This window comes from Streptomyces sp. NPDC048278, assembly GCF_040652195.1.
Taxonomy (GTDB): Bacteria; Actinomycetota; Actinomycetes; order Streptomycetales; family Streptomycetaceae; genus Streptomyces.
In genome coordinates, this window is sequence record NZ_JBEZLP010000023.1 from 28,724 (window position 1) to 42,006 (window position 13,283).

Below are 13,283 nucleotides of genomic sequence, written 5' to 3' on the forward strand. Positions count from 1 at the left end.
CTTGGCAAAATCAGGAGAGCTATGACGAGGGTCCAGAACAGGCGGGCACCTGCGCGCGGAGGGGAGCTGGACGACTGCCTGCACGCCTGCGCTGTGCACAGCGGCAAAGTGGTCGGCAGCCTCGACCGCCGTCGCGCGGAGCTGGCGGAGCAGCTGCGCAAGCTGCTGGTGGTCGTTGCCACGGAAGGCACCACCACGCCGGCGCCCGCCCAGGCCGGCGGTGCGACGGCGCTTCTCAAGCGCGCCGTCAAGGGCGCCGCGAGCCCCTCGGGCGGGATCAACAACGACCTGCTGGACGCTCTGCTCGCGGTCGCCAACAAGGCCCTGGAGTGCGGTTACAACGACGAGTTGAACCTCGCCCTGGTGATCAGCGACACCGTCCTCGCCCAGCGCAAGAACTCCCGCGCCGGCTGGCGGCTGCGCGCCCGCATCCTGGAGGGTCTCGGCGAGGAGCGCGAGGCCGTCGAGGCCTACGAGCGCTACCTGGAACTCACCACGGACGACGGCTTCGGCGTCGCCAACCGGATATCCGGCATGCGCCGCGCCGCCGAACGCGAAAGCGAACTGCTCGGCCTCCTCAAGCGCCAGGTCCCCGCCTCCACTGACCACGTCCGCGGCCCCGCCACCGCCACCTGGGCCGAGGGCCTCGCCCTGCACGCCGTGGGCGACTGGCAGGCCGCCGAGCCCCGCCTGGTCGGCGCGCTGCTCGCCCTCTCCGAGGACGAGGCACCGGTCAACGACCGCCAGGAGCTGCTCAGCCAGTACCTGGACCTGCGCCTGGCCGAGGGCAACGACGCCGGCATCGCCGAGGCCGTCGCGCTCTACGCCGAGCAGCGCCGGATCCGGATGCGCGGCCCGGTCGCCAACCCGACCGTCGACGGCGTGCAGTGGATCAGCCTCGGCGAGTTCCGCAACCAGATCGCCGGCAAGTCGGTCTGCCTGATCGCCAACTCGGGCCGGGTGGGCGCGAGCGGCATGGGCAAGGAGATCGACAACTACGACCTGGTCGTGCGCTTCAACTCGTACAAGATCGACCCGAAGCACACCGGCGAGCGCACCGACATCCACGTCAGCATCCACAAGCACGCCTTCAACTGGGAGAAGCCGGTGACCACCCGGCTGATCTTCGGTGGCGTCTCGGGCGACTGGAAGCACTCGCTGCGCAACAAGCTGGTGCCCGGCGCGCAGAAGTACCTCGGCGACGAGTCGCTGCGCTGGCCGATGCGGAACATCGGGCAGATCAGCACCGACACCTGGTCGGGCATCCCGACCTCCGGGTTCAACATGCTGTGGCTGCTGGACTTCCTGGACGTCAGCCCGACCCTGGACCTGATCGGCTTCGACTTCTACGAGAGCGGCGCCTACCGCGTGCAGGAGGCCATGAAGCTGGCCATCACCTCCGTGCACGAATACACCAGCGAGAAGGACTGGGTCATGCAGCGGGCCCAGAGCGTGACGGACATGAGGATCTCCCTGCGATGACGACCACCTTCACCTCGGCGGCTCCGAACACCGACGCGAGCGCCCTCACCAAGAAGCGCCGGATAGCCTTCGCGTCCTACGTGGACGAGAACTACCTCCCCGGCTTCCTGGTCCTGCTGCGCAGCCTCGCCCTGTCCAACCCGGGCGTCTGCGAGGACTTCGTCGTGCTCTACGACGACCTGCGCCCGGCGTCCATCGCCAAGATCCGCGCCCTGCACCCGCGGATCGTGCTCCAGCGGGTCAACGACACGCACTACGACTCGTACGTCAAGGGCGACCAGGACAACTACCTGGTCCGCAAGGCGTACTTCATCCTCGACATCTTCCGGCTGCGGGACTACGACACGGTCATCACCCTGGACACCGACATGGTCGTCCTCGGCGGTCTCGGCGAGCTCCTGGAGCTGCGCGAGGGCCTCGCGGCCGTCCCGCAGTTCTTCTACGGGCAGCACAAGCTGAACTCGGGTCTTCTGGTGATCCAGAAGGAGTACCTGTCCGACGAGTTCTGCGCGAAGATCGACAAGACCGGCCGCAGCGGCGACTACGAGCTGGACAAGCACGACCAGGGCATCCTGAACGCCGTCCTGGACGGCGACTTCGTCCGCCTCGACGCCAAGTACAACTTCGTCAAGCGGCGGCTCTCCGGCGACCTCCCGGTCCCGGAGGAGACCAAGATCCTGCACTTCACCGGGCGCCACAAGCCCTGGCAGGGCGGCGAGTCCGGCTACGCGCAGGCCGAGGACCGCTGGCGCGAGTTCGAGATGACGGACGCCGAGTTCCACGCGGCGTACTTCGCCTCCTCCGGCGGCCTCCACCACGACCTGGTCGTCCACTTCGGCACCCCGCACGTCAAGCGCACCGGTGACGTCGAGATCGCCCGCAAGGTCGCCGCCGCGCACATCTCGGCCGGCGACTACCAGGACGCCGTCGACGTCATGAGCAGCGTCCACATCCCGCTGGACGAGGCCTGGCCGCACGAGGTCCTCGGGCACGCCCTGATGAGCGTCTCCCGCTACGAGGAGGCCAAGACCCAGCTGCTGCTCGCCAGCGCCGCCCCCAACCGGGCCGCGACCGCCTTCGCGCGGCTCGCCCAGATGGCCTGGGTGCACGGCGACAACACCGAGGCCCTCCGGTACGCCACCGCCGGCCTCACCGTCGACCCCACGCACCGCTCCAGCCGCCTGTGGGCCCAGCGCGCCGCGGCCGTCCCCTCCCAGGAGCAGGGCAGCGCCGAGGACCAGCTGGCGCACGTCGCGTTCTACATGGACCGGCAGGGCAACGCGGGCGACAAGCTGCTCCCGGAGACCGTCCGGCTCGGCTTCGGCCCGGACACCACCTCCCGGCGCTGGCACTCCGTGCACGCCCACCGCTACTTCGACAAGGCCGCCCTGGAGCGGGTCAACTCCCGCCGCGGTCTGGTCATCGGCGGCGGCGGCCTGTTCATCCCGGACACCATGCCCAACGGCAACAGCGCCTGGCAGTGGAACGTCCCGGACGAGCACCTGCGCGCCATCGACGTCCCGATCATGATCTACGCGGTCGGCTTCAACGCCTTCGACGGGCAGTCCTACCGGGCCCAGCGCTTCAACGAGAGCCTGCGCCTGCTGGTCGAGAAGTCCTCGTTCTTCGGCCTGCGCAACCACGGCTCGATCGCCAAGGTCCGCGGCATGCTCCCGCCGGAGCTCCAGGACAAGGTCGTCTTCCAGCCCTGTCCCACCACGGTCATGCGTCAGCTGGTGGCCGGCTGGACCGACCCGGCGTACCGCGAGGACACGGTCATGCTCAACGCGGCCTACGACCGCGCGGGGCTCCGCTTCGGCCACGACTACGCGCACTTCCTCGCCGAGATGGCCAAGGCCGTCCGCAAGATCGGCGAGCACACCGAGGTCAAGTGCGTCGCGCACTCCCTCGACGACGAGAAGATCGCCTTCGACCTGCGCCGCGAGCACGGCATCTCGCTGCCGGTCATCCCGATGTACGACTTCTCCAACGACGAGATCCGCGAGACGTACGCCAAGACCCGCCTGGTCATCGGCATGCGCGGGCACGCCGGCATGATCCCGTTCGGGGTCGGCACGCCGATCATCTCGCTGATCTCGCACCCGAAGATGGCGTACTTCCTCAACGACATCGAGCGGCCCGAGTGGGGCGTCTCGGTGCACGAGCGGGAACTCGGCGACATCCTCACCGAGCGCGCGATCGGCATCCTCGACAACCACAGCCGTACGGTCGCCGACGTGCACGACCGCCAGGAACAGCTCTGGAAGGTCACCGAGGAGAACCGCGCCACGATCAAGAAGATCCTGGGCCGGTAACCCCGAAGGGGCGGGCCCGGAGATCCGGACCCGCCCTGATCGGCGGCGCAGCCGCCGTCTGGGGGCGCGGGGCTGTATTGGATATGCGGCTACCGCCGCGTGGGCGCGACCAGCCCCAACGGCGCCGCAGACGAAACGAAGCGCGGAACCTACTTCCGTACAACCCGCCGCAGATTGCGCGCCTTACGTGCCATCCGCCGCACCGTGGCGTTCCGCAGCGGAAACGTCAGCTGCGACGGCACCCCGCCGGGCAGCCCGAGCGAGGTCAGCCGCTTGCGCTTGAAGTAGCGAATGGTGGTGTCGTTCAGATGCTTCGTCAGGTACCGCTCGGTCTCCCCGCGCAGCTGCGGGTAGATCTTCGGCTGCATGGCGAAGCCCACCGCACGGATCAGCTCACCGAGCGCCTCGACGCTCAGCCTCGGCCGCTGCTCCTCGACCGCCTTGCGGTCGGTGAGCTCCGGGACCAGCGCGTCGACGACGGTGACCGGGACCCGGTTGCTGTTCTCGTACGGCGTGAGCTTGTCGAGCAGCGTGTCGGTGCCGACGCAGGCGGTCGGCAGGCCGTACAGCGCGGACGCGGTGAGCAGTGCGGTGGAGAAGCAGCCGACGACCAGGGCGGGACGCATCCGCTGGTAGAGCACCTCGGCCAGGACGGTGGTGTCCAGGACGGTGAGGTCGACCTTGAGCTTCTCGGCCTCCTGCTCCAGGGTGCGGGCGAACCGGGCCGGGGCGGAGGGGTGCGGCTTGAACACGACCTTGGTGTGGCCGAGTTCGACGGCACCCTTGAGCATCCGGACGTGCAGGTGCTCCTCCTGCTCGGGGGAGAGGATGTCGAGCGCGGAGAGGTACTGGCCGAGCAGCAGGGCCGGTTCGTCGATCTCGGGCAACTCGTCGCCGCTGGGCGCGAGTTCGGCGAGCACCTTGGTGAACGCGGCGGTCGGCACGACCTCGCCCTCGACTCCGAACTCGGTGAGCAGCAGCGGCTTGAGACCCGGCACCAGGTCCAGGTGGAGCACGCGGTCCACGCGGGTGCCGACCAGCGGGTCGATCTTGTTGCGGGTCGGGCCGTAGCTCATCAGGCCGTCGGCGTAGACCGTGACCGGGGCGCCGGTGAAGATCTGGGTGAGGCTCTGCGAGGGGTTGACCTGGATCGACTCGACGGCGAACTCGACCTCGTCGTCGCCCAGCTGCCACTCGTGGCGCAGGAAGCGTTCCCACAGCGGGAAGTCGTCCGGCCGGGGGGCCCAGCCGCCGGGGTGGAACGGGAAGATCGTCTCGTTGTACGAGATCACGTCGTCGAAGCGGTCGCGCAGCCGCTCGAAGCCGGGCGCCTCGTCCAGGCCCGGGGTGGTCTCGGGGGTCGCCGCGTTGTTGCAGACCAGCAGGATGCGCCGGTCGGCAGGGCGGAAGGCGCCGGAGTCCAGGGCGGCGGCGAGGGTGGCCGTGCCGTAGAGGGTGGACGCCTGGAAGATCTGGGTGGTCACGCGGCGGCTCCCGCGGGGGCGGGACGGCGGCGCAGCCGGCGCAGCTTGGTGGCGCGCTGGAGGTCCATGGAGTCCAGGGCCTCGTCCAGCACGTCCTGCGGCATGCGCCGCAGTGCTGCCGCGCTCATGGATTTCAGCTTCTTCGCCACCGCGGGCTCGAACCTTTCGATGGATCCCAGGTGATGGGAAATGATGGCGCAATACGTGCGGACGGCCTTCGGCAGGAGTTCCTTCGCGTCGGCGTCCTGTGCCGTTTCCTCGATCACCTGGTCGAACGCGCGAATGAAATCGAGCTGACGGACGTCGCCGATCTGCGTGAGTGACGAGGCTACGCCACGCCGGTAGAAGACGCCGAGCAGGTTCACCGCGGCGAAGGACCCGGCCTCCCGGTGCAGCTTCCAGATCCACGGCCGGTCCTCGGCCGTGCGCAGGCCGTCCGTGAAATGCACGAGGCCCTGGTCCACCAGACGGCGGTGGTAGACGCCCGCCCACGCGTAGGCGTAGTCGACGGAGGTGGACCGGTCGGCGGGCAGGATGGCGTCCCGCGGGTTCATCACGACGTTGCGGCGGCCGACGGGTACGCGGGTGACGACCCGGGCACGCGCGGTGCACTGCACATGGTCGGTGCGGACGAAGTCGCAGCCCAGCGACTCGATGGCGTCGACCAGCTGCGGGTAGTAGCCGGGCGCCAGCCAGTCGTCGCCGTCCAGGAAGGTGACGTACTCGCCGCGTGCCTTGTCGATCCCGGTGTTGCGCGCGGTGGCCAGCCCTCCGTTCAGCTCGTGTCTGACATGGACCGCGCCGGGGAGCTCGCGCTCGGCCCGCGTGAGAATCTCTGGTGTCCCGTCGGTCGAGCAGTCGTCGACGAGAATGAATTCGAAGTCCTCACGCGCGTTCGCGCGCAGGCTCCTCAGGGTGTCGGGCGCGTATTGCTGCACGTTGTAGAACGGCACGATGACGGAGAGCTTGACCACGTGAAGGACGTTAGGGGGACGCCCGTCATCCGTCTTGACTGTCGTCTTGAATCCAGGTGAACGACGCGTGGCGAAGCTGTGAACCAGGCAATTTTCAGGGCTTATCCCGAGCTGATTCGCCATCCGGCGATGTGTTGTTAACCTTTTGTTGGATTCGGGTTCGGGAGTTCCTCGGAATGGCTTCCTAGCGTCTTCGGTGTGCCAGCAAGTGCAACGAAGTCCCTGCGGGTGGCCGTCCTGGCGGATTCCGACACTCGGTGGAAGTGGGGGGCGCTCACCGCGAAGCGCCTGATTCCCAACGAAACCGACAACCCGGACGTCCGGCTCGACGGCTACCTCCTGCGCGGCCGTGCCACCCCCACCGCCCGCCAGCTCCAGGAGGTCGGCGTCCACGCGGACTCGCTCCGCGAGGTCACGGCCGTCGAGTTCCTGAGAGAGATGGACCAGGAGTCGTACGACATCCTCGTCCTCTCCCTCGTCGGCGGCGGCACGCAGGCGATGCTGCACGGGCTGCGCAGCGCCTGGGCCGGCCGGGAGAAGCGGCCCGTCGTCGTCACCGGCTACGTCGGCGTCGTCTACGAGAAGCTCGCCGACGGCCTGCTGCTGCGGCACGGCGCGGACCTCGTCCTCGCCAACTCCCGCCAGGACGCCGACCGTTTCCGGGCGGTGTACGACGGGGTCGGCGCCGACTCCTCGTCGGTGACCGAGGTCGCGCTGCCGTTCCTCGGCGGGGCGCCCTACGAAGGTGAACACGACCCGTACACGGTGGTGTTCGCCGCCCAGCCCTCCGTCCCGGAGAGCCGCAAGGACCGCACCTACCTGCTCAACCGGCTGATCCAGCACGCCCGCAAGCACCCCGAGCGGGAGGTGCTGCTCAAGCTGCGCTCCAAGCCCGGCGAGCACACCACCCACATCGAGGAACTGCCGTACCAGAAGCTGGTCCAGGGCAAGGACGTGCCCGCCAACTTCAAGCTGGTCTACGGCCACATGGGCGAGGTCCTCGACCGCACCGACCTGCTCGTCACGATGAGCTCGACGGCCGCCCTGGAGTCCCTGCACCGCCGGATCCCCACCGTGGTCCTCACCGACCTCGGCATCCGCGAGGCGCTCGGCAACCACCACTTCGTCGGCTCCGGCTGCCTCGCCTCCTGGGACCAGCTCGACGCCGGACACCGCCCGGTGCCCGACGCCGAGTGGGTCTCACGGCAGGGCGTCGCCGCCGACGGCAGCTACGCCACCGCCTTCGACGCGGGCCGCGAACGCATCGCGAAGCTGCTCGCCCGGCCCGGCGGGCTGCCGCCGCTGAACCCGTACTACACACCCGAGACCGCCTCCGGTTACCTGCCCGGCATCCTGGCCCGCCACCACCTCGGCCCCGACGGCGTCCCGCTCCCGGGCGCGCCCGCCGCCGACAAGGCCCCGGGCCCCGTCCGCCAGATCGTGCGCCGGGCCGCACGCGGCGCCTACCGCCACGGCGTCCAGCGGGTGGCCCCCGTGATCCGACGAATGGGAGAGCTGTGAGCGACCGGATCCCGCGTCAAGCTTCAGTTGCCGAAGGAACAGAGCCGATGTCCCACCCCGAAGGGGCCGTAGTGCCCCGCGTCCTCGCCGTGATCCCCGCCCGGGGCGGCTCCAAGGGCGTGCCCGCCAAGAACCTCGCCCCGGTCGGCGGCGTCCCGCTGGTCGCCCGCGCGGTCCGCGAGTGCGTCGCCTCCCGCCTGGTCACCGACGTGGTCGTCTCCACCGACGACCAGGCGATCGCCGCCGCCGCCCGCTCGGCCGGCGCCGAGGTCGTGCTGCGCCCCGCCGCCATCGCCGGTGACACCGCCACCTCCGAGGCCGCCGTCCTGCACGCCATGGACGCCCACGAGGCGCTGCACGGCGCCACGGTCGACGTCGTCCTGCTCGTGCAGTGCACCAGCCCGTTCATCGTCCGCGAGGACATCGACGGGGTGGTCGGCGCGATCGTCGAGAACGGCGCCGACACGGCCCTGACCGTCGCCCCCTTCCACGGCTTCGTCTGGCGCGACGAGGTGCACGCCCCGGTGCCGGTCGGCGCCGACGAGGCGTCCGCGAGCGGCGGCTTCGGCGTCAACCACGACAAGTCGTTCCGGCCGCGCCGGCAGGACCGCCCCCAGGACTTCCTGGAGACCGGCGCCGCCTACGCGATGCGCGCCGACGGCTTCCGCGAGCACCAGCACCGCTTCTTCGGCCACACCGAACTGGTGCGGACCGACCCCGCGCGCGTCCTGGAGATCGACGACCACCACGAGCTCGCGCGCGCCCGCGCCCTGGCCCCGCTCTTCGACGCGGACCGCCCCGGCGCCCTCCCGACCGCCGACGACGTCGACGCGGTCGTACTGGACTTCGACGGCACCCAGACCGACGACCGGGTGCTGATCGATGCCGATGGAAAGGAGTTCGTCTCCGTGCACCGCGGCGACGGACTCGGCATCGCCGCCCTGCGCAAGAGCGGGCTGAAGATGCTGATCCTCTCCACGGAGCAGAACCCGGTCGTCGCCGCCCGGGCCCGGAAGCTACAGATTCCGGTCCTGCACGGCATCGACCGCAAGGACCTCGCACTCAAGCAGTGGTGCGAGGAGCAGGGCATCGCTCCCGAGCGCGTGCTCTACGTCGGAAACGACGTCAATGACCTCCCGTGCTTCGCCGTAGCCGGCTGGCCCGTGGCGGTCGCGAGCGCCCACGACGTCGTACGCGGCGCCGCACGCGCGGTCACCACCCTCCCCGGCGGTGACGGCGCGATCCGAGAGATCGCCAGCTGGATCCTCGGCCCCTCTCTCGATTCCCTCCCGAAGTAAGGACACCCCACAGTCATGAGCAACTCCCGTCTGCGCCAGTTCGGTTCCCGTGAGGTCGGCCCCGGCAAGCCCGTCTACATCTGCGGCGAGATCGGCATCAACCACAACGGTGAGCTGGAGAACGCCTTCAAGCTGATCGACGTGGCCGCCGAGGCCGGCTGCGACGCCGTCAAGTTCCAGAAGCGCACCCCGGAGATCTGCACCCCGCGCGACCAGTGGGACATCGAGCGCGACACCCCCTGGGGCCGCATGACCTACATCGACTACCGCCACCGCGTGGAGTTCGGTGAGGACGAGTACCGCCAGATCGACGAGTACTGCAAGAGCAAGAACATCGCCTGGTTCGCCTCCCCGTGGGACACCGAGGCCGTCGCCTTCCTGGAGAAGTTCGACGTCCCCGCCCACAAGGTCGCCTCCGCCTCCCTCACGGACGACGAGCTGCTCAAGGCGCTGCGCGCCACCGGCCGTGCGGTCATCCTCTCCACCGGCATGTCGACCCCGAAGCAGATCCGCCACGCGGTCGAGGTCCTGGGCAGCGACAACATCCTCATGTGCCACGCCACCTCCACCTACCCGGCGAAGGCCGACGAGCTCAACCTCCGCGTGATCAACACGCTGGAGAAGGAGTACCCGAACGTGCCGATCGGCTACTCCGGCCACGAGACGGGTCTGCAGACCACCCTCGCCGCGGTCGCGCTCGGCGCCACCTTCGTCGAGCGTCACATCACCCTCGACCGCGCCATGTGGGGCTCCGACCAGGCCGCCTCGGTCGAGCCGCAGGGCCTGACCCGCCTGGTCCGCGACATCCGCATCATCTCCGAGTCCCTCGGCGACGGCGTCAAGAAGGTCTACGACTCCGAGCTCGGCCCGATGAAGAAGCTGCGCCGCGTCACCGGCGTCGTCGCCGAGGCGGAGATCGCCGCGGCGGCCGGCGAGCCGGTCCAGGTCTGAGCCCGAATCTGATTGATGTGTTACGACGACGGGACGGTCGTACGTCGATGAGCCCCCGCGCCGGGAACACCGGCCCCCACACACTCGCGTTCGTCGAGAGTCCGGTGCAGCTGCTGAACGTGCTGGAGTGGGCGCATGCCCACGCCCTGCGCGGGGCGGCGGACCCCGTGCCGACCGTACCCGGACAGGTACGGCGCCCGGCATCCGGCATATCTGCACCCGGCGCGGAACTCACGATCGTCGTCCTGTCCCCGACGGACCCCATGACCCGGGGCCAGCTGCGCCGTATGGCGGACCTGGCCCGGGACGAGGGCTACCGGGTCCGCTGGGAGGAAGCACGGGGTGGCACCACCGCCCCCTTCCAGACGATCGGCGGCCTGGCGGGTTCCCTCCGCCGGGCCGACCGCATCGTGATGGGAGACCCGTTCTCCCGCTACGTACAACTGCTGCTGACCATCACCCGCGCCCGCGACCTCGTCGTGGTCGACGACGGCACCGCGACGATGGAGTTCGTCGCCCAGCTGGCCCGCGGCGAACGCCTGGTCCGCTGGCACCGCAAGGGCGGCCGGCCCGGCGCCCGGGACCTGCTCTTCGCGCCGGTCTCCTCCTCCGCCCGCCGCCGCCTCACCCCGAACGACCACCGGCGCGTCGAGGTCTTCTCCTCCATGCCGATGACGGAGACCCCTGCCGGGGTGACGGTCACCGCGAACGACTTCGGCTGGACCCGCGCCCGCTTCGGCCCGCCGCGCATCACCAAGGGCGCCGACATGGTCGGCACCTCCCTGGTCGAGACCGGCGTCGTCGACGGCGACCGCTACCTCGAAGCCGTCCAGACCCTCGCCAAGGCGCACGGCGCGACCCGCTACTTCGCGCACCGCCGCGAGAGCACCGAGAAACTCCACCGCCTGGCCGCCGAGACGGGCCTGGAGATAGTCCGCCCGGACCTCCCCCTGGAACTGATCGCCCGCCGCGGCCCCATCGGCCGTACGATCCTCAGCTTCCCCTCGACGGTCGTGCACACCCTCCCGCTGGCCCTGGTGGGCACGGGCGTCCGCGTCGCCGTCTGCGACATCGACCCGGCCTGGCTCACCGAGAACGCGTCCCCGCGCGCCCAGGGCTTCCTGTCCGGGGTCACGGGCACGGCCAAGGACGTCCACCGGCTGGCGGCGGTGACGACCCCGGCCTGACCCCCGGCGCCCCTTTCGGGGCGCTACCGCCAGGTCGGCATGACCGCGGCCGGGTAGCGGGAACCGGCCGCTCCCCGCGGCAGGATCTCCTGGATCCGGGCGAGGTCGCCGGGTGTCAGCTCGACGTGCGCCGCCGCCACGTTCTCCTCGACCCGGCGCGGGCTGCGGGTGCCCGGGATCGGCACGATGTCGTCGCCCTGCGCGAGCAGCCACGCCAGCGCGAGCTGGGTGACCGTGCAGTCCCTGCTCTCCGCGAGGTCGGTCAGCTCGCGCACCGCAGCGACGTTCTGCTCGTAGTTGCCGGGCTTCCAGCGCTCGTCCATGCTGTGCCGCATGTCGCCCGCCTCGTACTCGGCGGCGGGCTTGACCGCTCCGGTGAGGAAGCCGCGCCCCAGCGGGGAGTACGGCACGAAGCCGATGCCCAGCTCCCGCAGCACGGGCAGGATCTCGGCCTCCACCGCCCGCTCGAACACCGAGTACTCGGTCTGGAGCACCGACACCGGGTGCACGGCGTGCGCGCGGCGGATCGTCTCCGGCCCGGCCTCGCTCAGCCCGAGGAAGCGGACCTTGCCTTCGGCGATCAGCTCGCCGACCGTACCCGCCACCTCCTCGATGGGCACGTCGGGGTCCACGCGGTGCTGGTACAGCACGTCGATGCGGTCCGTGCCCAGGTACCGCAGGCTGTTCTCGGCGACCTCGCGGATGTGCTCGGGGCGGCTGTCCAGACCGTGCCCGATCCGCGTCGGGTCGGACAGGTCGAAGCCGAACTTGGTCGCGATCAGGATCTCGTCCCGGAAGCCCTTCACGGCCCGCCCGAGAAGCTGCTCGTTGCTGCCGGTGCCCAGGCCGTACAGCTCGGCCGTGTCGAAGAGGGTGACCCCGAGCTCGTGGGCCCGGTGGAGGGTGTCGATGCTGCTCCGCTCGTCCGGGGTGCCGTAGGCCATCGTCATGCCCATGGTGCCCAGGCCGATCGCACCGGCCGTGAGGCCCTGGGTGCCGAGGGTGCGCTGCGGGAGGTGTGCGGTGTGCTCTGCCATGCCGTCAACGCTAGGGAGACGACGCCCCGGAGGCATGGGCCGCCGCCCGCATAGAATTGCCTGATCCTCTCAGGGACCCTTCAGGGACGGAGCGTGCTGTGCTGGACCGACTCGTCGCGGCCGTCGACCGGCACTGCCTGGCACCGGGCACGGACACCGCGGTCCCCCGGCTCTCCCTGGCCTCGGTGGACGAGCCGGTCGACCCCGCCCACCTGCTGTACGAACCGATGATCTGTTTCGTCGGCAGCGGCACGAAACGCACCACCGCGGGCGAGCTGATCCGGGTCGCCCGCCCCGGCGAGATGCTCCTCACCACCATCGACCTGCCGGTCACCGCCGACCTGGAGCAGGTGCCGTACCGGTCCGCCTCCCTGCACCTCGACGGCGAGCCGCTCACGGAACTGCTGCTGGAGCTGGACGAGACCGGCCAGAGCGTCCCCTCGACCCCGGCCGCGCACATCGCCGCGCCGATGCCGCCCGAACTCGCCGACGCGGTCACCCGCTGGGTCGAACTCCTCGACACCCCCGAGGACATCCGCCCGCTCGCCGCGCGCATCGAGACCGAGATTCTCTACCGGCTGCTGCGCAGCTCCCTCGGCCCCGTCCTCCGCCAGTGGTCGCTGGCCGACTCGACCGCGACCCGGGTGCGCGAGGTGGCCCGCTGGATCCGCGCGCGGTACGCCGAGCCGCTCGGCATCGACGAGATCGCGGCGGTGGCGCACATGAGCCCGGCCGGCCTGCACCGGCACTTCAAGGCGGCCACCGGCATGAGCCCGCTCCGGTACCAGAAGCACCTGCGCCTCCAGGAGGCCCGGCGCCTGCTGCTCGCCGGCGACGCCTCGGCGGCCCGGATCGCCCAGGCCGTCGGCTATGTCAGCCCCACCCAGTTCAACCGCGAGTACCGCGCCGCCTACGGCCTCCCACCCGTCCAGGACGCCGCCCGCCTCCGCGCCCGCCTCACCCGCCCGGCACCCACCGGCCCCTGACCGCCACCGCCTCCCCGGCCGCGTCGATCCCGCCGGTCTGGTTCCTGA

Annotated in this window: 10 protein-coding genes; 7 read left to right on the plus strand and 3 right to left on the minus strand. The window is 70.4% G+C overall.

Annotation, left to right across the window (positions count from 1 at the left end; translation table 11 throughout):
- The first annotated feature begins 21 nt into the window (after positions 1 to 21).
- Both AB0D74_RS32375 and AB0D74_RS32380 read left to right on the plus strand, forming a co-directional pair.
- Positions 22 to 1,482: a glycosyltransferase family 29 protein gene (locus AB0D74_RS32375; protein WP_362594897.1), complete on the plus strand. Its 1,461-nt coding sequence runs from the start codon at positions 22 to 24 to the stop codon at positions 1,480 to 1,482.
- Complete coding sequence (locus AB0D74_RS32380; protein WP_362594899.1) at positions 1,479 to 3,797, plus strand: glycosyltransferase; 2,319 nt, start codon at positions 1,479 to 1,481, stop codon at positions 3,795 to 3,797. The genes AB0D74_RS32375 and AB0D74_RS32380 overlap by 4 nt, the downstream gene beginning before the upstream one ends.
- 149 nt (positions 3,798 to 3,946) lie before the next feature.
- On the opposite strand, the gene AB0D74_RS32385 is transcribed toward AB0D74_RS32380, so the two are convergent.
- Positions 3,947 to 5,281 carry an alpha-2,8-polysialyltransferase family protein gene (locus AB0D74_RS32385; RefSeq protein WP_362594901.1) on the minus strand — a complete coding sequence of 445 codons (1,335 nt, stop codon included), beginning with the start codon at positions 5,279 to 5,281 and terminating at the stop codon, positions 3,947 to 3,949.
- Positions 5,278 to 6,255, minus strand: coding sequence for a glycosyltransferase family 2 protein (locus AB0D74_RS32390; protein ID WP_362595165.1), 978 nt, complete (start codon positions 6,253 to 6,255; stop codon positions 5,278 to 5,280). Before AB0D74_RS32390 ends, AB0D74_RS32385 begins: the two co-directional genes overlap by 4 nt.
- 198 nt (positions 6,256 to 6,453) lie before the next feature.
- On the opposite strand from AB0D74_RS32390, the gene AB0D74_RS32395 reads away from it, so the two are divergent.
- Genes AB0D74_RS32395 through AB0D74_RS32410 form a run of 4 tightly spaced genes read left to right on the plus strand, consistent with a single transcriptional unit; the run spans position 6,454 to position 11,212 of the window.
- Positions 6,454 to 7,776 carry a DUF6716 putative glycosyltransferase gene (locus AB0D74_RS32395; protein ID WP_362594903.1) on the plus strand — a complete coding sequence of 441 codons (1,323 nt, stop codon included), beginning with the start codon at positions 6,454 to 6,456 and terminating at the stop codon, positions 7,774 to 7,776.
- A 47-nt stretch (positions 7,777 to 7,823) separates the two neighbouring features.
- Positions 7,824 to 9,074: an acylneuraminate cytidylyltransferase gene (locus AB0D74_RS32400; RefSeq protein ID WP_362594905.1), complete on the plus strand. Its 1,251-nt coding sequence runs from the start codon at positions 7,824 to 7,826 to the stop codon at positions 9,072 to 9,074.
- A gap of 15 nt (positions 9,075 to 9,089) precedes the next feature.
- Positions 9,090 to 10,025: an N-acetylneuraminate synthase family protein gene (locus AB0D74_RS32405; protein ID WP_355715680.1), complete on the plus strand. Its 936-nt coding sequence runs from the start codon at positions 9,090 to 9,092 to the stop codon at positions 10,023 to 10,025.
- A 47-nt stretch (positions 10,026 to 10,072) separates the two neighbouring features.
- Positions 10,073 to 11,212 carry a hypothetical protein gene (locus AB0D74_RS32410; protein WP_362594908.1) on the plus strand — a complete coding sequence of 380 codons (1,140 nt, stop codon included), beginning with the start codon at positions 10,073 to 10,075 and terminating at the stop codon, positions 11,210 to 11,212.
- 23 nt (positions 11,213 to 11,235) lie between these two features.
- Here the strand turns inward: AB0D74_RS32410 and AB0D74_RS32415 are convergent, their stop codons facing one another.
- Positions 11,236 to 12,249 (minus strand): aldo/keto reductase, encoded by a 1,014-nt coding sequence (locus tag AB0D74_RS32415; RefSeq protein ID WP_362594910.1) that lies wholly within the window; start codon positions 12,247 to 12,249, stop codon positions 11,236 to 11,238.
- A 98-nt stretch (positions 12,250 to 12,347) separates the two neighbouring features.
- Here AB0D74_RS32415 and AB0D74_RS32420 point away from each other — a divergent pair, with 98 nt between their 5' ends.
- The gene (locus AB0D74_RS32420) at positions 12,348 to 13,235 is read left to right on the plus strand and encodes an AraC family transcriptional regulator (RefSeq protein ID WP_362594912.1); all 888 of its coding nucleotides are present in this window, start codon (positions 12,348 to 12,350) and stop codon (positions 13,233 to 13,235) included.
- The last annotated feature ends 48 nt before the right edge of the window (positions 13,236 to 13,283 follow it).

Excerpts from the sequence above, each read along its gene's own strand:
- AB0D74_RS32375 (WP_362594897.1), top strand. The coding sequence starts at position 22 with ATGACGAGGGTCCAGAACAGGCGGGCACCTGCGCGCGGAGGGGAGCTG.
- AB0D74_RS32415 (WP_362594910.1), bottom strand. The coding sequence starts at position 12,249 with ATGGCAGAGCACACCGCACACCTCCCGCAGCGCACCCTCGGCACCCAG.
- AB0D74_RS32400 (WP_362594905.1), top strand. The coding sequence starts at position 7,824 with ATGTCCCACCCCGAAGGGGCCGTAGTGCCCCGCGTCCTCGCCGTGATC.
- AB0D74_RS32405 (WP_355715680.1), top strand. The coding sequence starts at position 9,090 with ATGAGCAACTCCCGTCTGCGCCAGTTCGGTTCCCGTGAGGTCGGCCCC.
- AB0D74_RS32380 (WP_362594899.1), top strand. The coding sequence starts at position 1,479 with ATGACGACCACCTTCACCTCGGCGGCTCCGAACACCGACGCGAGCGCC.
- AB0D74_RS32410 (WP_362594908.1), top strand. The coding sequence starts at position 10,073 with ATGAGCCCCCGCGCCGGGAACACCGGCCCCCACACACTCGCGTTCGTC.